Origin of the sequence: Streptomyces sp. NPDC020742, assembly GCF_040641675.1 — a bacterium.
Lineage (GTDB): Bacteria > Actinomycetota > Actinomycetes > Streptomycetales > Streptomycetaceae > Streptomyces.
The window spans coordinates 293,227-310,338 of record NZ_JBFAEA010000001.1 but is presented as its reverse complement, the minus strand read 5'-3'; the positions used below and the strand labels follow the sequence as shown (position 1 = coordinate 310,338).

Genomic DNA, 17,112 nt, shown 5'->3' with positions numbered 1-17,112 from the left:
GCGGGCGCCCGTCAGGTGACGGTGGGCGCCGGCGAGGGCCCGGTCAGGCCCCGCTCGGCGCGCCAGCCGTCGACGATCGCCGCCTGCAGGCCGAACATCTCGGCCTTCTCGTCCGGCTCCTCGTGGTCGTAGCCGAGGAGGTGGAGCACGCCGTGCACGGTGAGCAGTTGGAGCTCCTCGTCCATGGTGTGGCCGGTCGGCGCCTCCTCACCCTGCTTCTTGGCGACCTCCGGGCACAGCACGATGTCACCGAGGAGCCCCTGCGGGGGCTCCTCGTCGTCCTTGGCCGGCGGACGCAGCTCGTCCATCGGGAAGGACATCACATCGGTCGGGCCCGGCAGGTCCATCCACTGGAGGTGGAGCTGCTCCATGGCCTCGGCGTCCACGACGATCACGGACAGTTCGGAGAGCGGGTGGATGCGCATCCGGGCGACGGCGTAGCGGGCGACGTCCAGGATCGCCTGCTCGTCGACCTCCGTACCGGACTCGTTGTTGACGTCGATGGACATGAGGGGAGTTGCTTCTCGCTTCTTGATCGCGCGGTGCCCCGGCTCACTGGCCGTTGCGGCTGTCGTACTTCTCGTAGGCGTCGACGATACGGCCGACGAGCTTGTGGCGGACCACGTCCTGGCTGGTGAGCAACGAGAAGTGCACATCGTCGACGCCGTCCAGGATCTCCCGGACCTGGCGCAGACCGCTCTTCGTGCCGCCCGGGAGGTCGATCTGGGTGACGTCACCGGTGACGACGACCTTGGAGTCGAACCCGAGGCGGGTGAGGAACATCTTCATCTGCTCGGGGTTCGTGTTCTGCGCCTCGTCGAGGATGATGAACGCGTCATTGAGGGTTCTTCCACGCATGTACGCCAGCGGCGCGACCTCGATCGTGCCCGCGGCCATCAGGCGCGGGATGGAGTCGGGGTCGAGCATGTCGTGCAGGGCGTCGTAGAGCGGGCGCAGGTACGGGTCGATCTTCTCGTAGAGGGTGCCGGGCAGGAAGCCCAGCCGCTCGCCGGCCTCGACCGCGGGGCGGGTCAGGATGATCCGGTTGACCTGCTTGGCCTGGAGCGCCTGCACGGCCTTGGCCATCGCCAGGTACGTCTTGCCGGTGCCGGCCGGGCCGATGCCGAAGACGACGGTGTGCTTGTCGATGGCGTCGACGTAGCGCTTCTGGTTGAGCGTCTTGGGCCGGATCGTGCGCCCGCGGTTGGAGAGGATGTTCTGGGTGAGCACCTCGGCGGGTGTCTCGCTCACCGCTCCGTCGCCGTCCTCCGCCGCGCGCAGCATGGCGATGGAGCGTTCCACTGCGTCCTCCGTCATCGGTTGTCCGGTGCGGAGCACCAGCATCATCTCGTCGAAAAGGCGCTGGATCAGGGCGACCTCATGGGCATCGCCGACAGCGCTGACTTCATTGCCCCGGACGTGGATGTCGGTCGCCGGGAAGGCCTGCTCGATCACACGCAGTAGCGAGTCTCCGGAACCCAGGACCGTGACCATCGGGTGTTTGGCCGGGACGGTGAACTGGGCGCTCGCCTGCGGCTGCATGGGTGTCTGAGTCATAGGGCGGCTCGGTGGCCTGCTCAACCCCATCCTTTGCTCATAAGAGGTGCCCCTCGAAGGTGCCTGCCTGCACGGACTCCTTGCGATACAAGAGTACGACGGGGCACCGACAGGCCCGAGGGCTTTTCCGCCGCCGTCCGGCCGCACGACGGCGGCGTAGGGCGTGGCCCGGCGCCGCGGTCCCGCTCAGGCCGGGCGGCGGAAGCCGATCGTGGGGAGCGCGCGGGCCAGCGGGGCGGGCCGGTAGGCCGCGGGCAGCACCTCGTCCAGGAAGGCGTACTGGCGGCGCAGCGCGTCCGCCGCGCCCGCCTCGCACGCCCTGATCTGCTGCCACCAGCCGGCGATCTCCGCCCAGCCGGGCGCCGCGAGCGAACCGCCGAACTCCTGCACCGACAGCGCCGCGCTCAGCCCGGCGAAGGCCAACCGGTCGGCGAGCGGCCAGCCGGCGAGGGTGCCGGTGACGAACCCGGCGACGAAGACGTCGCCGGCGCCGGTCGGGTCCAGCTCCTCCACCGCGATCGCCGGCACCTCGGCGGTCTCGCCGGTCCGCCCGTCCACCGCGCAGGCGCCCTCCGAGCCGAGCGTGACCACCGCGAGCGGGACCAGGTCGGCGAGCTTGCGGGCGGCCGCGCGCGGGCAGTTGGTGCGGGTGTAGCGCATCGCCTCCTCGGCGTTGGGCAAGAACGCCTCGCAGTGCTCCAGGTCGGCGAGGTCGGCGGGGTCCCAGCGGCCGCTGTCGTCCCAGCCGACGTCCGCGAAGATCCGGCTGCCACGGCCGGCCGCGCAACCCAGCCAGGGCTCCCGCCGGCCCGGTACGAGCGAGGCGACGCAGGCGCGGGACGGCGGCGGGCAGCCCGGTGCGTGCTTGCCGTCGAAGGCGAAGTCGGGCGGCGGCGCCTCGTGACCGTGCGAGACCATGGTGCGCTCGCCCTCGTAGGCCATGGAGACGGTGACCGGCGAGTGCCAGCCGTCGACGGTGCGGGAGAGCGACAGGTCGATGCCCTCGCCCTGTTCGAGCGCCTCCCAGCAGTACTCGCCGTACTTGTCGTCGCCGAAGGCCGCGGCGAGCGAGGTGCGCAGCCCGAGCCGGGCCAGGGCGGTGGCCATGTTGGCGATGCCGCCGGGGCTGGAGCCCATGCCGCGGGCCCAGGATTCGGTGCCGCGGACCGGTGCGGAGTCCAGGCCGGTGAAGATGATGTCCAAGAAGACCGTGCCGGTGAGGTAGACGTCGGTGTGCGGGTCGCCGTCGGCGCGCACCCCGGCCAGCGGGTCGAGGGCCGGTGGCACTTCGGCCGGGCCCGCGGGCGGATCGACCTCACGTCGGCTGTTCACCGTGCACGCCCCTCTCGTATCGGCACGTGCCGCCAGTGTGCCTGATGCTGCGGTACGTTCCGCCCCATGAGGCTCACGATTCTCGGCGGAGGCGGCTTCCGGGTGCCGCTGGTCTACCGCGCGCTGCTGGAGGACCCCACGGAATCCGTCTCCGAGGTGGTGCTGTACGACACCGATCCGCGCCGGGTGGCGGTGATCGCCGAGGTGTTGACGCATCTGGCGCGGGACCACCGGGCGCCGGTGCCGGTCCGGGTCGCCCGCGGGCTGGACGAGGCGGTGGCCGGCGCCGACTTCGTCTTCTCGGCGATACGGGTGGGCGGCACCGCCGGCCGGATCCGCGACGAGCGGATCCCGCTCGCCGAGGGGGTGCTCGGCCAGGAGACGGTCGGCGCGGGCGGGGTCCTCTACGGGCTGCGGACGATCCCGGTGGCGGTGCGCATCGCCGAGCGGGTCGCCGCGCTCGCCCCGGGCGCCTGGGTCATCAACTTCACCAACCCCGCGGGCATGGTCACCGAGGCGATGTCCCGGGTGCTGGGCGACCGCGTCATCGGGATCTGCGACTCCCCGGTGGGGCTGGTGCGCCGGGCGGCGCGGGCGGCCGGCGCGGACCCGGCGGCCTTCGGGGCGGGCCGGGTCGGCTACGACTACGTGGGGCTCAACCACCTCGGCTGGCTGCGGTCGTTGACGGTGGAGGGCGCCGAGGTGCTGCCGCGCCTGCTGGCCGACGACGCCGCGCTGGGCTCGTTCGAGGAGGGCCGGCTGTTCGGCGGGGAGTGGCTGCGCACCCTGGGCGCGCTGCCCAACGAGTACCTGCACTACTACTACTTCCGCCGGGAGACCCTCGGCTCCGTACGGGACACCCCGCAGACCCGCGGGGAGTTCCTCGACCGGCAGCAGGGTGGCTTCTTCGAGCGGGCCGCGGCTGCCGGCGGCTCCGACGCGGCGTACGCGCTGTGGGAGCGGACCCGGATGGAGCGCGAGGAGACGTACCTGGCGCACAGCCGGGAGGCCTCCGGCGGCTGGCAGCGCGACAGCCACGACCTGGAGGGCGGCGGCTACGACCGGGTGGCGCTGGCGCTGATGCACGCCATCGTGGGCGACAGCGGGACCCGGCTGATCCTCAACGTCCGCAACGGGGCGACGGTGCCCCAGCTGGCGCCGGACGCGATCGTGGAGACGGTGTGCGAGGTGACCGCCGCGGGCGCCCACCCGCTGTCCTGCGCGCCGCTGCGCGAGGACCAGTTGGGCCTGATGCTCCAGGTCAAGGCGGTGGAACGGGCGGCGGTGGAGGCCGCGGTGGGCACCGACGACCGGGCCGCGCTGCGGGCGCTGGCGCTGCACCCGCTGGTGGACTCCCCCGCGGTGGCCGCCCGCATCCTGGAGCGGGCGGCCAAGGAGGCGTAGGCCCTGTCGTCACGCTCCCGTCGTTCGCCCGGAGGGCGGGCGCACGACGGCCTCCGGGGCGGTCAGTGCCCCCGCTTGATCCACTCGTCCAGGTGGGGAGCCTCCGCCCCGATCGTCGTGGTGTCGCCGTGCCCGGTGCGCACCACCGTCTCCGGCGGCAGCTCCAGCAGCCGGTCCCGGATCGACGCGACGATGGTCGGGAAGTCCGAGAAGGACCGGCCGGTGGCGCCGGGACCGCCCTGGAAGAGGGTGTCGCCGGTGAACACGGTGCCCAGCTCGGGCGCGTGCAGGCAGACGGCCCCGGGGGCGTGCCCCGGGGTGTGCAGCACGGTCAGGTCGGTGCCGGCGATCGTCAGCACCTGCCCGTCGGCCAGCGCGGCATCCGGGGCGGTGTCCGGGTGGGTCAGCTTCCACAGCGGCAGGTCGTCGGGGTGCAGATGGATCCGTGCGCCGGTGCGGGAGGCCAGCGCCGGGGCGGCGTCGATGTGGTCGTCGTGCGCATGGGTGCAGACGATCGCGCGCAGCGTCCGGCCGCCGAGGGCCGCCAGGATCGCGTCGGCGTCGTGGGCGGCGTCGATGACGATCGCCTCGTCGTCGTCCCCGACGATCCAGACGTTGTTGTCGACCTCCCAGGTGCCGCCGTCGAGGGAGAACGTGCCGGAGGTGACCAGGTGGTCGATGCGGGCCGCCATCAGAGCGTCACCACCGAGCGCAGCACGTCACCGGAGTGCATCCGCTCGAAGGCCTGCTCCACGTCCTCGATGCCGATGGTCTCGGTGACGAACGCGGACAGGTCGATCCGGCCCTGCTGGTGCAGGTCGACCAGCATCGGGAAGTCCCGGGACGGCAGACAGTCGCCGTACCAGGACGACTTGAGGGCGCCGCCGCGGCCGAAGACGTCCAGCAGGGGCAGTTCGAGGGTCATCTCCGGGGTGGGCACGCCCACCAGGACGACGGTTCCCGCCAGGTCGCGGGCGTAGAACGCCTGCCGGTAGGTCTCCGGCCGGCCCACCGCGTCGATGACCACGTCCGCGCCGAAGCCGCCGGTCAGCTCGCGGATCGCCTCGACCGGGTCGACGGTGCGGGAGTTGACGGTGTGGGTGGCGCCCATGCCGCGCGCGGTGGTCAGCTTCCGGTCGTCGATGTCCACCGCGATGATCTTCGCGGCGCCGGCCAGCCGGGCGCCGACCACCGCCGCGTCGCCGACCCCGCCGCAGCCGATCACCGCGACCGAGTCGCCGCGGGTGACCCCGCCGGTGTTGAGGGCGGCGCCGATGCCCGCCATCACCCCGCAGCCCAGCAGGCCGGCCACGGCCGGCGACACCGCGGGGTCGACCTTGGTGCACTGCCCGGCGGCGACCAGCGTCTTGTCGGCGAAGGCGCCGATGCCGAGCGCGGGGCTCAGCTCCGTGCCGTCCTTGAGCGTCATCTTCTGCCGGGCGTTGTGGGTGTCGAAGCAGTACTGGGATCGGCCGCGCAGACAGGCCCGGCACTGGCCGCACACCGCACGCCAGTTGAGGACGACGAAGTCGCCCGGTGCGACGTCCGTGACGCCGTCGCCGACCGACTCCACCACCCCGGCCGCCTCGTGCCCGAGCAGGAACGGGAAGTCGTCGTTGATACCGCCCTGCTTGTAGTGCAGGTCGGTGTGGCACACCCCGCACGCCTGGATCTTCACCACGGCCTCGCCGGGCCCCGGGTCCGGCACCAGGACCGTCTCCAGCCGGACCGGTTCGTTCTTCCCCGGCGCGATCACGCCGCGCACTTCCTGTGCCATCGGAACAGCCCCTTTCACAGATCACGTACGGGACCACTGTGGCGCACCGCCACTGAGCCGTGCCTCACCGTACGCGCGCCGGGCCACCTGGCACAGGACCTCGGCCGGGTCCCCCGCCCCGGTGCCGCAGGGCCCGCTCGCCGCACCTCCGGGGCGGGTGGTGATGGACACCCGGCCCCGGTGCGCCACCGACGCCCACCCTGCACCGCACCGCCCGCCTCCAGCGGTGAGCCTTTGCCAATCGTTGAATCTTCGCGCGTAGAAGGCGCTTTGATGCTCTGTTACACCTACCGGTGAAACTCAGCCACCCCCCTACAAGGAGCCGCGCATGCCGCGCCCCGCCCGCTTCCGCACCGCCCTGTCCCGCCGCGCCCGCCTCGGCGCCGCCACGGTCGCCGCCCTGGTCGCCGGCACCGCCGCCTTCGGCGTCGGCCAGGCCACCGCAGAGCACTCGGTGCCCCGCACCGACAAGGAGATCCCCAACCTCACGCAGGTGCAGGACAAGATCAAGGCGTACTACGGCGACACGGTGACGGCCGACGGCCAGCACTACGCCTCACCGCACAGCAACTACGCCCGCCAGGTCCGCGGGATAGAGACCAAGGCCCGCGACTACCTGGCCAAGGCCCTGGCGCAGCAGACCGGCAGCGGGCGGAAGGCCAAGCCCGCCATCGTGCTCGACATGGACGACACCACGCTGCTCACCTACAACTACGAGCTTCAGGTCGGCTTCCACTTCACCCCCGAGAGCCAGGACAAGTACCTGGAGAGCACCGACATGGACCCGGTGTTCGGGATGAACAAGCTGGTCAACTGGGCGCACAAGAAGGGCGCCGAGGTCTTCTTCCTCACCGGCCGCAAGGAGGCGCAGCGCGACTGGAGCGTGCGCAACCTCAAGAACGTCGGCTACGACGTGGCGCTGGACCGCGGCCACGTCTACCTGAAGAACACCGAGCACCCGCCGCCGTACCTGCCCTGCGGCGCCAAGTGCACCACCATCGAGTACAAGTCGGGCACCCGTAAGCACATCGAGTCCCTCGGCTACCGCATCGTCGCCAACTTCGGGGACCAGTACAGCGATCTGAGCGGCGGCGCGAGCGCCCGCACCTTCAAGATGCCCAACCCGATGTACTACCTGCCCTGACCGGGGCCGCGCCCGGCGGACCGCGGTCCGCCGGGCGTGCGCTCAGCGCCGCTTGGGCACCGGGATGCGCAACAGGTCCTTGGCGATGGTCAGTTCGCCGGTGAAGCCGGCCGCGCGGGCCTGCCGCTCGAACTCCGAGGGGTCGTCGTACCGCTGCGAGAAGTGCGTCAGCACCAGGTGCCGCACCCCTGCCGCGGCGGCCGCCTCCGCGGCCTGCCCCGCCGTCAGGTGGCCGTGGTCGGAAGCCAGCTGGACGTCCTCGTCCAGGAACGTCGACTCGATCACCAGCAGGTCCGCCCCCTCCGCGAGCGCGTGCACCCCCGGGCAGAGCCGGGTGTCCATCACGAACGCGAACCGCTGACCGGGACGGTGCTCGCTCACCTCGTCCAGGGTGACGCCGTTCAGCTCGCCGAGCTTCTGCAGGCGCCCCACGTCGGGACCGGCGATACCGGCCTGTGCCAGCCGCTCCGGCAGCATCCGGCGGGCGTCCGGCTCCACCAGGCGGTAGCCGTAGGACTCCACCGGGTGGGAGAGCTTGCGCGCCTCCAGGACGTACGACGCGGTGCGCTCCAGCTCGCCGTCGACCTCGACCGGGCGCTGGACCATCCGGACGGTCTCCCGGTAGGCGGTGGCGTAGCGCAGCCGCTCGAAGAAGCGCTCCCCGCTGGCCGGGTAGTGCGCGGTGACCGGGTGGGGCACCCGGTCGAGGTTGATCCGCTGGATCACCCCGGCCAGGCCGAGCGAGTGGTCACCGTGGAAGTGCGTGATGCAGATCCGGTTCAGGTCGTGAGCGGCGACCCCGGCGCGCAACATCTGGCGCTGGGTCCCCTCCCCGGGGTCGAAGAGCAGCCCCTGGCCGTCCCAGCGCAGCAGGTAGCCGTTGTGGTTGCGGTGCCGTGTGGGGACCTGGCTCGCGGTCCCCAGGACCACCAATTCACGTACGGACAAGGTGGGTTACCGCTCCCGTCAGCCGGGGGGCCACTGAAGGCCCCGCCCACCGAGCACATGCAGATGGGCGTGGAAGACCGTCTGGCCCGCGCCGGAACCGGTGTTGAACACCACCCGGTAGCCACGGTCCTCGACCTTGTCCTCGGCGGCGACCTCGCGGGACTCCCGCAGTATGTCGGCGATCACCTGCGGCTCGGCGGCCGCCAGGCTCGCCGCGTCCGGGTAGTGCACCTTGGGGATCACCAGGACGTGCGTCGGCGCCTGCGGGTTGATGTCGCGGAAGGCGACGGTGGTCTCGGTCTCCCGGACGATCGTCGCCGGCACCTCCCCCGCCACGATCTTGCAGAACAGGCAGTCGGCCTGCGGTTCTCCCGCCACCGGCGGCTCCTCCCGGTCGTCCGTCGTACGCACGGTGCGCACGGCCTGGGATGCTACCGGGCCGGCCCCGCACCGGCTCCTACCCGCCCGGTCGCCGCCCGGTCGCGCCCCCGCGCCCCGCCTCGCCGCGGCGGGAGCCGGAGGGGCGGGCGGCGACCGGATCACTAAGCTGGTCGGTGATCGCTTTCGCCCACAACCGGGAGTTATGCACCATGGCAACCACGCGCACCGCCAAGACCCACTGGGAAGGCAACCTCCTGGAGGGCAAGGGCACCGTCGCCCTGGAGTCCTCCAAGGTCGGTACGTACGACGTGAACTGGCCCGCCCGCGCGGAGCAGCCGAACGGCACCACCAGCCCCGAGGAGCTGATCGCCGCCGCCCACTCCTCCTGCTACTCCATGGCCTTCTCGCACGGCCTGGCGGGCAAGGGCTACACCGTCGCGGCCCTGGACACCCAGGCCGACGTCACCTTCCAGCCCGGCGAGGGCATCACCGCCATCGCGCTGACCGTGAAGGCCAGCGTCCCCGGCCTGTCCGAGGAGGAGTTCCAGGCCGCGGCCGAGGACGCCAAGAAGAACTGCCCGGTCAGCCAGGCGCTGGCGGGCGTCAAGAACATCACGCTGACGGCCGAGCTGCTGGGCTGATCCGGCGGCCGGCGCGGCCGGCCGCCGCTGTGGTGAACGGCGGGGCGCCGGCCGGTCCTTGGGGCCGGCCGGCGCCCCGCCGCGTTGTCAGTGGGCCGTGCCACGATCTCTTCGTACGAACGGCTCCGGACCGGCGGACACCCGCGTCCGGTGCCCCTGCGGACCGCCGCATGCCCGCTCACGAAGGGATCCCACGTGACCCACAGCTCCCCCACCGCTCTCCGCCTGGCGCTGCGCCTCGCCGACCCGGAGACCGCCGATGCGCTGGCCGAGCGGCTGCGCCCGGAGCTGATGGCCGCGCTGACCGAACGCCTCGGGCTGTCGCAGGAGTCGCTGGCCGGGCTCCTCGGACCCGACGCGGCGGCGCTGCGGGCGGCGATGGCCGAGGAGCCGGAGGCGTTCCTGCTCCGGGCCGCGGCGGCCGGTGACCCGGAGGTCGCCCGCGCCCTGTGGAGCGCCCAGTACCTCCCCTCCGGTCAGCACCGGAAGCGACCGGTGAAGGACATCCCGGGCCTGCTGGACGCCCTGATGGCGGGGGCCGGCGCCGCCGATCCCACCGACCCGCGGTGGGACGAGGAGGGCGGGCTGGTGCCGGTGTTCCAGGAGGAGGCCACACCCGTCGAGGTGGTGGCGGCGCTGACCGGGCCGTTCCCCCAGCTGATCTCCTACGCCCTGGGCCGGCTGGCACCGAACCTCCCGCTGATGGCGGCGCTGGACGCCTGTACCGCCCTGGCCCACCTCGCCGGGGGTGAGGTGTTCCGGGCGTTCGTCCGTGCCGTCGAGGGGGCCACCGACCTCGACCTGGGGCACCCGGAGCTGTTGGACCTGCTGCGGTCCGCCGCGGGCGCCGACGACCCGGCGGCCTTCCTCCGGGAGCACCGGCCGGCCGGCGCCCCGACGGACCCGGCGATGGTGCGCGCCCTGTTGAGGGCCCGTGACGGCTTCGGGCACCAGGAGCGGCCCGAAGCCGTCGACTGGGACCTGGTGCGCCAGGAGCACGCCCGCTACCCCTTCGGGACGGAACCCCGGCCCGCACGCGGCTTCCGTCCCGGCAACCCGCTGTTCACGCTGATCCGGTGGGAGGGCTGCCCCCGCGAGCTGGTCCTGGAGGCCTTCCGCACGGACCCCTCGGCGACGGCACGGAGCGCCGCGGAGCTCCCCTTCGAGACCCTCGTCGGCCCCGAGGCCCGGGCGGGCCGGGTGCCCTTGGAGGAGGTGCTCGGGCGCGGCATCCGTGCGGGCTGGCTGTCCGCGGAGCGGGTCCTGACCGAGGTGACACCGGCCATGGAGGTGCTGCACGCGCTGCCGTACGACCACGAGCCGACCCGGAAGGCCATCGGCGCCCTGCTCGCACCGCTCGGCACCGACCCGGTCAACTGGCTGACGTGTTACGCCCGGCTGGGGCGCGCCCGCGGCACGGTCGCCGAGCTGATCGCCGACGCCGCCGATGCCACGTCCCGGCAGAAGCGCACCACCGCCTGGCCGCGCCGCCTGGAGGCGGTGTTCCCCGCGACGGCTCCGGAGGCGTCCCGGGCGGCGTTCCTCGGCCTGTTCGGATGCGCCTCACAGGAGGCGCAGACCGCCGTCGTACCGCACTTCGACCCGCGGGCCGTGCAGCACCTCCTGGTGTACGGCGACCCGTCCCCGGCCGTCCGGGACGCGCTGACGGCCGCACACGGTGTCGCGGCGCCGGCCTCCCAGGCGGCCTGCCGCTCCCTGTCCCCCGAGCAGCTCCAGCACCTCCTCGACCTCGACGCACCACAGGTGGACGCCGTCCTCTTCCTCCACGGCCACATCGACCAGCGGGAGCGGGAGCGGATGCTGGCCGGGCGGCTGCGCGGCGGCGGCACCCGCCGGGTACCGGACGCACTCCTGCGGACGCTTGACGAGGTCAACCTCGGCCACTACCGCCACTGGTTGGTCGCGGGCCTGGAGTCCGGCGACCTCGGTGTCGCCCGCAAGATCGTGGGACGGCTGAAGCTGCAGACCCCGGCGGCGCGGCTGCGGCTGCTGATCGCCGTGTGGGAGCGCAACGGGCCGGACGGAGTGCGGGAGATCCTGGCGATGGACCGGCTCCCGGTCGCCCTCCGTCGGCAGACCGAGCGGGCCCTGGAAGCCCCCGACGGCCTGGAGCAGCTGCGCGCCCGGCTCGCCGCCGAGGAGGACCCGGCCAAGCTGATCGCGTACCTCACCACGGCACCGTCCTACGCCGCCGACCGGCAGGCGCACAAGCTCGCCGGAGACGGCATCGCCCTGCCCTGGCCCGCGCTGATCGAGGCCCGCCGCGCGGGCGAACTGCCCGGCCGGCTTGCCACGGCGCTCGCGGAGCGCCCGGACTGCCCCCGCGAACTGCTGCTGGAGCTCCTGCCCGACGCCCCCGCGAGCGGCCACGACGACCGCACCTGGGTCCGGTCGGCCCTCCGGCGCGGTGCGCTCACCCCCGAGGACCTGCTGGACCACTGCGGCCCCGCCCGCGAGGCCCTGGGCCGCCTGCTGCGGGCCGTGGAGTCCCCGGACGCGCAGGCGGACCGCCGCGGGATACGCCACCGCGCCGCCGCACTGGCCACCGCGCACCTGGGCACCGACGTGGAGGCCTGGGCACTCTGCCTCCAGCTCCTGCCGACCTTCGCCGGCAGCCTCAGGGAGCTGATGACGACGGCCGGGGCGCTGATGCACCCGGCGGTGTGAACCGGAGGGCCGTACGGGGGGGGACCGGAGCTAGGGCCCAAACCCACGAAGATCCGAAAGAAGCTGACCTAGCTCCAGCGCCCGGTGCGGCCCAGCAGCAGGGCGGTCGCCGCGGTCCCCGCCGTGGAGGTGCGCAGCACGGTCGGGCCCAGCCGGTAAGGCCGGGCGCCGGCCTCGGCGAAGACGGCCAGCTCCTCCGGGGAGACACCGCCCTCGGGGCCGACGACGAGCACGATCCGCCCGGTGGCGGGGAGTTCGGCGGTGGCCAGCGGCGAGCTGCCCTCCTCGTGCAGGACGGCCGCGAAGTCGGCGTCGGCGAGCAGGGCCGCCACCTGGCGGGTCGTGCAGGGGTCGGCGACCTCAGGGAAGGTCAGCCGGCGGGACTGCTTGCCCGCCTCGCGGGCCGTGGCGCGCCACTTGGCCAGCGACTTGGCTGCCCGCTCGCCCTTCCACTGGGTGATACAACGCGCCGCCGACCAGGGCACGATCGCGTCCACGCCGGTCTCGGTCATCGTCTCGACGGCCAGCTCCCCGCGGTCGCCCTTGGGGAGCGCCTGGACGACGGTGAGGGTGGGCTCCGGCCGCTCCTCGGTGCGCACCTCGGCGACGGCCACGGTGAGCCGGTCCTTGCCCTCGACGGCGGCGACCGTCCCGTAGGCCCCGGCGCCCTGACCGTCCGTCAGCACGACCTCCTCGCCGACCCGCAGCCGGCGCACCGACACCGCGTGCCGGCCCTCGGGGCCGTCCAGGGTCAGGGTGCCGCCCGCCCGTACGGGCCCGAGCGCATCGACGAGGAAAACGGGCGCGGTCATACGGCGCCGCCGGCCGTGGGGAGGGTCAACGCGGCGCGCGCCGCTTCCAGTTCGGCCGCCAGGACCTCGACGAGCTGCGCGGCGGGCAGCTCGCGGGCCAGCCGGTGGCCCTGCCCGGCCCAGAGGTTCATCCCCTGCGCGTCGCCCGCCTTGGCCGCGGCCTTGCGGACGGGGGCGGTCAGGTAGTGCACGGCGGGGTAGGCGGCCGGGGCGTACGGGCCGTGCTCGCGCAGGAAGCGGTTCACCAGCCCGCGGGCCGGCCGGCCGGAGAAGGCCCGGGTCAACTCCGTATGTGTGTAGAGGGGGTTGGTGAGCGCCTGCTTGTGGAGCGGATTGGCGCCCGACTCCGGGGTAGCGAGGAAGGCGGTGCCCAGCTGCGCCATCGTCGCCCCGGCGGCCAGCACTGCCGCGATCTGCGCCCCGCGCATCAGCCCGCCCGCGGCGATCACCGGGATCTGGACGGCCTCCCGGACCTGGCCGAGCAGCGCCATCAGCCCCAGCCCCGAACCGGTGCCGTCCGCATGCGGGTCGTCCCGGTGGGTGGCCTGGTGGCCGCCGGCCTCCACGCCCTGCACACACACCGCGTCCGCCCCGGACCACTGCGCGGCCTGTGCCTCGGCGGCGGTGGTGGCGGTGACCACGGTGTACGTCCCGACCTTGGCGAAGGCGTCGAGGACCGCGCGCGAGGGGCAGCCGAAGGTGAACGACACCACCGGCACCGGGTCCTCCCGCAGGATCGCGAGCTTGGCCTCGTAGCCGTCGTCGCTGGGCCCTTCGGTGTCACCGAGTTCGGTCTCGTACCAGGCGGCCTCGCCGGCGAGCTGTTCGCGGTAGACGTCGACGGCGGCGCTGTCGGCCAGCGACGGCTGCGGCATGAAGAGGTTGACGCCGAAGGGCCGGTCGGTCAGCGACCGCAGCTGTTTGATCTCCTGGTACATGCCATCAGCGGTCTTGTAGCCGGCGGCGAGGGATCCGAGACCGCCGGCACCGCAGACGGCGGCGGCCAGCTCCGGGCCGGAACCGCCGCCCGCCATCGGGGCCTGCACGATGGGGTAGCGGCAGAGATCGGTCAGTGCGGTGGGCATGCGCACATCGTGTCACGCTCAGGGCACCACCCCGAACCGGGGCCGGACGCTCTTCCAACCCGCTCCGGCCCGTTGTCCACCGCCCGTTGAACGCGCCCTTCAGGCGCGAGAACAGCCCCCGCTGCCCCGGCTGACGGCGCTTGCCCGGGGGACGCGCCCCCGGGCTCCGGCCGACTATCTACCGCCCGTTGAACGCGTCCTTCAGGCGCGAGAACAGCCCCTGCTGCCCCGGCTGGAACTGGCCCGTGGGGCGCTCCTCGCCACGGAGCTTGGCGAGGCGCCGCAGCAGCTCCTCCTGCTCGGGGTCGAGCTTGGAGGGCGTCTGGACCTCGACGTGGACGATCAGATCGCCACGGCCGTTGCCCCGCAGATGGGTCACACCGCGCTGGTGCAGCGGGATCGACTGGCCGGACTGGGTGCCGGGCCGGACGTCGATCTCCTCCACCCCGTCCAGCGTCTCCAGCGGACACTTGGTGCCCAGCGCCGCCGCCGTCATCGGGATGGTGACCGTGCAGTGCAGATCGTCGCCGCGCCGCTGGAAGACCTGATGCGCCAGCTCGTGGATCTCCACATAGAGGTCACCGGCGGGGCCGCCACCGGGGCCGACCTCGCCCTCACCGGCGAGTTGGATCCGGGTGCCGTTGTCGACACCGGCCGGGATCTTGACGGTCAGCGTGCGGCGGGAGCGGATCCGTCCGTCACCGGCGCACTCGGGGCACGGGGTCGGCACGACCGTACCGAAGCCCTGGCACTGCGGGCAGGGCCGCGAGGTCATGACCTGGCCCAGGAAGGACCGGGTGACCTGGGAGACCTCACCGCGGCCGCGGCACATGTCACAGGTCTGCGCCGAGGTGCCCGGCGCCGCCCCCTCACCGGTGCAGGTCGTGCAGACCACGGCGGTGTCGACCTGGATGTCCTTGGTCGTGCCGAAGGCCGCCTCGCTCAGCTCGACATCGAGCCGGATCATGGCGTCCTGACCGCGGCGGGTCCGCGAGCGCGGCCCGCGCTGGGAGGCGGTGCCGAAGAACGCGTCCATGATGTCGGAGAAGTTGCCGAAGCCCGCGCCGAAGCCGCCCGCGCCCTGGCCGCCGCCGGCCTGCGAGAGCGGGTCGCCGCCGAGGTCGTATACCTGCTTCTTCTGCGGGTCCGACAGGACCTCGTAAGCGGCGTTGATCTCCTTGAACCGCTCCTGGGTCTTCGGATCCGGGTTGACGTCCGGGTGGAGCTCGCGCGCCAGCCGCCGGAACGCCTTCTTGATCTCGTCCTGCGAGGCATCGCGCCGAACGCCCAGGACCGCGTAGTAATCCGTGGCCACTTACGACTCCGCGAGGATCTGTCCGACGTAACGTGCCACTGCGCGTACCGCTCCCATCGTTCCGGGGTAGTCCATGCGGGTCGGTCCGACCACGCCGAGTTTGGCGACTGCCTCGTCGCCCGAACCGTAGCCGACCGTGACGACCGAGGTGGACGTCAGGCCTTCGTGGGCATTCTCATGCCCGATGCGTACGGTCATGCCCGAGTCCTTGGCTTCGCCGAGCAGCTTGAGCATCACCACGTGCTCCTCAAGTGCCTCCAGCACCGGACGGATGGTCAGGGGGAAGTCGTGTCCGAAGCGCGTGAGATTGGCGGTTCCGCCGATCATCAGCCGCTCTTCGGTCTCCTCCACCAAAGTCTCCAGCAACACCGACAGCACTGTCGAGACCGTGCCGCGGTCGTCCTGCTCGAAGGACTCGGGGAGATCCTGCACCAACGGGGGCACATCCGTGAAACGGCGTCCCACCACCCGGCTGTTCAGCCGCGCCCGCAGGTCCGCGAGGGACGTCTCGGCGAACGGTGCCTGGCAGTCGATCAGCCGCTGCTCGACCCGTCCGGTGTCGGTGATCAGCACCAACATCAGCCGGGCCGGGGCCAGCGCCAGCAGTTCGACGTGCCGGACCGTGGACCGCGTCAGGGACGGGTACTGCACGACCGCGACCTGCCGGGTCAGCTGCGCCAGCAGCCGGACCGTGCGCCCCACCACATCGTCGAGGTCGACGGCGCCGTCCAGGAAGTTCTGGATCGCCCGCCGCTCGGGGCTGGACAGCGGCTTGACGCCGGCCAGCTTGTCGACGAAGAGGCGGTAGCCCTTGTCGGTCGGGATCCGCCCAGCACTCGTATGGGGCTGGGCGATGAAGCCCTCGTCCTCCAGGGCCGCCATGTCATTGCGGACCGTGGCCGGGGAGACCCCCAACCGATGGCGCTCGGTGAGCGCCTTGGAGCCGACCGGCTCCTCCGTCCCGACGTAGTCCTGGACGATGGCGCGCAGCACTTCGAGCCTGCGTTCACTGAGCATCCCGCGCACCTCCAGTCCGGTCGTCCGTCATCTCGCTTCTCCTGGCACTCACACGGGCCGAGTGCCAGACCCGGAGCCAGTGTACGGCCGGGTAGCACGGGGACGGCAAGGGCGACCGCGCACAGCACCCGCCGGATGACCGTCTTCGACCGATCTGCCGGGCAACGCTATCGCGAGGGAGCTAGCGTCTCGGTATGCGCACTGCTTGGGAAGAGGCCGGGTGGGAACAGCTCGGCGACGGCGTGGCCAGGCGCCGGATGCCGGGCTGGGACGAGACCGTCGGCGTGATCGCCGGCACCTCCGGCGTCATGATCGTCGACACCGGCGCGAGCCTCCGCGACGGCGCGGATCTGCGCCGGACGGTCCGGGCCGTCCTGGGCCGGGACGTGACGCATGTCGCGCTAACTCACCCGCACTTCGATCATGTGCTGGGTACCGCCGCCTTCGCGGGCGTCGAGGTGTTCGGCGCGACCGGCCTGGGTGAGCTGCTGCGCCGCAGCAAGGACGAGCTGCGGCACGATGCGGTGCGGCACGGCCTCGACCGGGACGCCGCGGCCGAGGCCGCCGATCTGCTGGTCGTCCCGCACCACCACGTGCACGACCAGCTCACCGTCGACCTGGGCGGGCGCCAGGCGCTGCTGGCCAACGTCGGCCCCGGCCACACCGCGCACGACCTGGCGGTCCTGGTGCCCGGCCGGCACGGCGCCCCCGAGATCGTCTTCTGCGGCGACCTGGTCGAGGAGTCCGGGGAGCCGCAGGCGGGCCCGGACGCCCTGCCGCACCGTTGGCCGGCGGCGCTGGACCGGCTGCTGGCCCTCGGCGGCGAGGACGCGGTGTACGTCCCCGGCCACGGCGCCGTGGTGGACGCCCGCTTCGTCCGGGCACAGCGGGACGCGTTGGCCGCCCGCTTCGGCGCCGCTCCCTCCTCCTGACCCGCCGCCCGGCCCTCCCGTCACCGTTGCCCGGCCCTCCCGTCACCGTCGCCCGGCCCTCCCGTCACCGTCGCCTGGC

The 17,112-nt window shown here is 72.9% G+C and carries 16 protein-coding genes; 5 read left to right on the top strand and 11 right to left on the bottom strand.

Annotation, left to right across the window (positions count from 1 at the left end):
* Positions 1-11 precede the first annotated feature (11 nt).
* From ybeY to AB0G84_RS01230, 3 genes are all read right to left on the bottom strand, one after another.
* On the bottom strand, positions 12-509 hold the full coding sequence (gene ybeY / locus AB0G84_RS01240) for an rRNA maturation RNase YbeY (protein ID WP_361313730.1): 498 nt from the start codon (positions 507-509) through the stop codon (positions 12-14).
* 43 nt (positions 510-552) lie between these two features.
* A complete protein-coding gene (locus AB0G84_RS01235; RefSeq protein WP_361313727.1) occupies positions 553-1,557 on the bottom strand; it encodes a PhoH family protein in 1,005 nt (334 codons plus the stop codon).
* 186 nt (positions 1,558-1,743) lie between these two features.
* Positions 1,744-2,889 (bottom strand): PfkB family carbohydrate kinase, encoded by a 1,146-nt coding sequence (locus AB0G84_RS01230; RefSeq protein WP_361313725.1) that lies wholly within the window; start codon positions 2,887-2,889, stop codon positions 1,744-1,746.
* Between the two features lie 66 nt (positions 2,890-2,955).
* Here AB0G84_RS01230 and AB0G84_RS01225 point away from each other — a divergent pair, with 66 nt between their 5' ends.
* Positions 2,956-4,293 (top strand): 6-phospho-beta-glucosidase, encoded by a 1,338-nt coding sequence (locus tag AB0G84_RS01225; RefSeq protein ID WP_361313723.1) that lies wholly within the window; start codon positions 2,956-2,958, stop codon positions 4,291-4,293.
* A 62-nt stretch (positions 4,294-4,355) separates the two neighbouring features.
* On the opposite strand, the gene AB0G84_RS01220 is transcribed toward AB0G84_RS01225, so the two are convergent.
* Together AB0G84_RS01220 and AB0G84_RS01215 are read right to left on the bottom strand one after the other, a co-directional pair.
* A complete protein-coding gene (locus AB0G84_RS01220) occupies positions 4,356-4,985 on the bottom strand; it encodes an MBL fold metallo-hydrolase (RefSeq protein ID WP_361313720.1) in 630 nt (209 codons plus the stop codon).
* Entirely contained in the window at positions 4,985-6,070 is a 1,086-nt protein-coding gene (locus AB0G84_RS01215) for an S-(hydroxymethyl)mycothiol dehydrogenase (protein WP_361313718.1), read from the bottom strand. Before AB0G84_RS01215 ends, AB0G84_RS01220 begins: the two co-directional genes overlap by 1 nt.
* Positions 6,071-6,398: 328 nt before the next feature.
* Between AB0G84_RS01215 and AB0G84_RS01210 the strand changes: the two genes are divergently transcribed.
* Positions 6,399-7,214 carry an HAD family acid phosphatase gene (locus AB0G84_RS01210; protein ID WP_361313715.1) on the top strand — a complete coding sequence of 272 codons (816 nt, stop codon included), beginning with the start codon at positions 6,399-6,401 and terminating at the stop codon, positions 7,212-7,214.
* Positions 7,215-7,256: 42 nt separating this feature from the next.
* Here AB0G84_RS01210 and AB0G84_RS01205 read toward each other — a convergent pair whose 3' ends face one another.
* Together AB0G84_RS01205 and AB0G84_RS01200 are read right to left on the bottom strand one after the other, a co-directional pair.
* Positions 7,257-8,162 (bottom strand): ribonuclease Z, encoded by a 906-nt coding sequence (locus tag AB0G84_RS01205; protein ID WP_361313713.1) that lies wholly within the window; start codon positions 8,160-8,162, stop codon positions 7,257-7,259.
* Positions 8,163-8,180: 18 nt separating this feature from the next.
* On the bottom strand, positions 8,181-8,540 hold the full coding sequence (locus tag AB0G84_RS01200; protein WP_361315040.1) for a histidine triad nucleotide-binding protein: 360 nt from the start codon (positions 8,538-8,540) through the stop codon (positions 8,181-8,183).
* 212 nt (positions 8,541-8,752) lie between these two features.
* On the opposite strand from AB0G84_RS01200, the gene AB0G84_RS01195 reads away from it, so the two are divergent.
* Both AB0G84_RS01195 and AB0G84_RS01190 read left to right on the top strand, forming a co-directional pair.
* Complete coding sequence (locus tag AB0G84_RS01195; RefSeq protein ID WP_361313710.1) at positions 8,753-9,184, top strand: OsmC family protein; 432 nt, start codon at positions 8,753-8,755, stop codon at positions 9,182-9,184.
* A gap of 195 nt (positions 9,185-9,379) precedes the next feature.
* Positions 9,380-11,872, top strand: coding sequence for a hypothetical protein (locus tag AB0G84_RS01190; RefSeq protein ID WP_361313707.1), 2,493 nt, complete (start codon positions 9,380-9,382; stop codon positions 11,870-11,872).
* A gap of 68 nt (positions 11,873-11,940) precedes the next feature.
* Here the strand turns inward: AB0G84_RS01190 and AB0G84_RS01185 are convergent, their stop codons facing one another.
* The 4 genes from AB0G84_RS01185 to hrcA form a co-directional block, all read right to left on the bottom strand.
* Entirely contained in the window at positions 11,941-12,684 is a 744-nt protein-coding gene (locus AB0G84_RS01185) for a 16S rRNA (uracil(1498)-N(3))-methyltransferase (RefSeq protein WP_361313705.1), read from the bottom strand.
* Positions 12,681-13,769, bottom strand: coding sequence for a nitronate monooxygenase (locus tag AB0G84_RS01180; protein ID WP_361313702.1), 1,089 nt, complete (start codon positions 13,767-13,769; stop codon positions 12,681-12,683). Before AB0G84_RS01180 ends, AB0G84_RS01185 begins: the two co-directional genes overlap by 4 nt.
* 178 nt (positions 13,770-13,947) lie before the next feature.
* Positions 13,948-15,084 carry a molecular chaperone DnaJ gene (gene dnaJ / locus AB0G84_RS01175; RefSeq protein ID WP_361313699.1) on the bottom strand — a complete coding sequence of 379 codons (1,137 nt, stop codon included), beginning with the start codon at positions 15,082-15,084 and terminating at the stop codon, positions 13,948-13,950.
* Positions 15,085-16,101, bottom strand: a complete 1,017-nt coding sequence (hrcA, locus tag AB0G84_RS01170; protein WP_361313696.1) for a heat-inducible transcriptional repressor HrcA — start codon at positions 16,099-16,101, stop codon at positions 15,085-15,087.
* A gap of 194 nt (positions 16,102-16,295) precedes the next feature.
* Here hrcA and AB0G84_RS01165 point away from each other — a divergent pair, with 194 nt between their 5' ends.
* Positions 16,296-17,033: an MBL fold metallo-hydrolase gene (locus tag AB0G84_RS01165; RefSeq protein ID WP_361313694.1), complete on the top strand. Its 738-nt coding sequence runs from the start codon at positions 16,296-16,298 to the stop codon at positions 17,031-17,033.
* The last annotated feature ends 79 nt before the right edge of the window (positions 17,034-17,112 follow it).

Coding starts and splice junctions, on each gene's coding strand:
- ybeY (WP_361313730.1), bottom strand. CDS start 509: ATGTCCATCGACGTCAACAACGAGTCCGGTACGGAGGTCGACGAGCAG.
- AB0G84_RS01235 (WP_361313727.1), bottom strand. CDS start 1,557: ATGACTCAGACACCCATGCAGCCGCAGGCGAGCGCCCAGTTCACCGTC.
- AB0G84_RS01225 (WP_361313723.1), top strand. CDS start 2,956: ATGAGGCTCACGATTCTCGGCGGAGGCGGCTTCCGGGTGCCGCTGGTC.
- AB0G84_RS01220 (WP_361313720.1), bottom strand. CDS start 4,985: ATGGCGGCCCGCATCGACCACCTGGTCACCTCCGGCACGTTCTCCCTC.
- AB0G84_RS01215 (WP_361313718.1), bottom strand. CDS start 6,070: ATGGCACAGGAAGTGCGCGGCGTGATCGCGCCGGGGAAGAACGAACCG.
- AB0G84_RS01210 (WP_361313715.1), top strand. CDS start 6,399: ATGCCGCGCCCCGCCCGCTTCCGCACCGCCCTGTCCCGCCGCGCCCGC.
- AB0G84_RS01195 (WP_361313710.1), top strand. CDS start 8,753: ATGGCAACCACGCGCACCGCCAAGACCCACTGGGAAGGCAACCTCCTG.
- AB0G84_RS01185 (WP_361313705.1), bottom strand. CDS start 12,684: ATGACCGCGCCCGTTTTCCTCGTCGATGCGCTCGGGCCCGTACGGGCG.
- AB0G84_RS01180 (WP_361313702.1), bottom strand. CDS start 13,769: ATGCCCACCGCACTGACCGATCTCTGCCGCTACCCCATCGTGCAGGCC.
- hrcA (WP_361313696.1), bottom strand. CDS start 16,101: ATGCTCAGTGAACGCAGGCTCGAAGTGCTGCGCGCCATCGTCCAGGAC.
- AB0G84_RS01165 (WP_361313694.1), top strand. CDS start 16,296: ATGCGCACTGCTTGGGAAGAGGCCGGGTGGGAACAGCTCGGCGACGGC.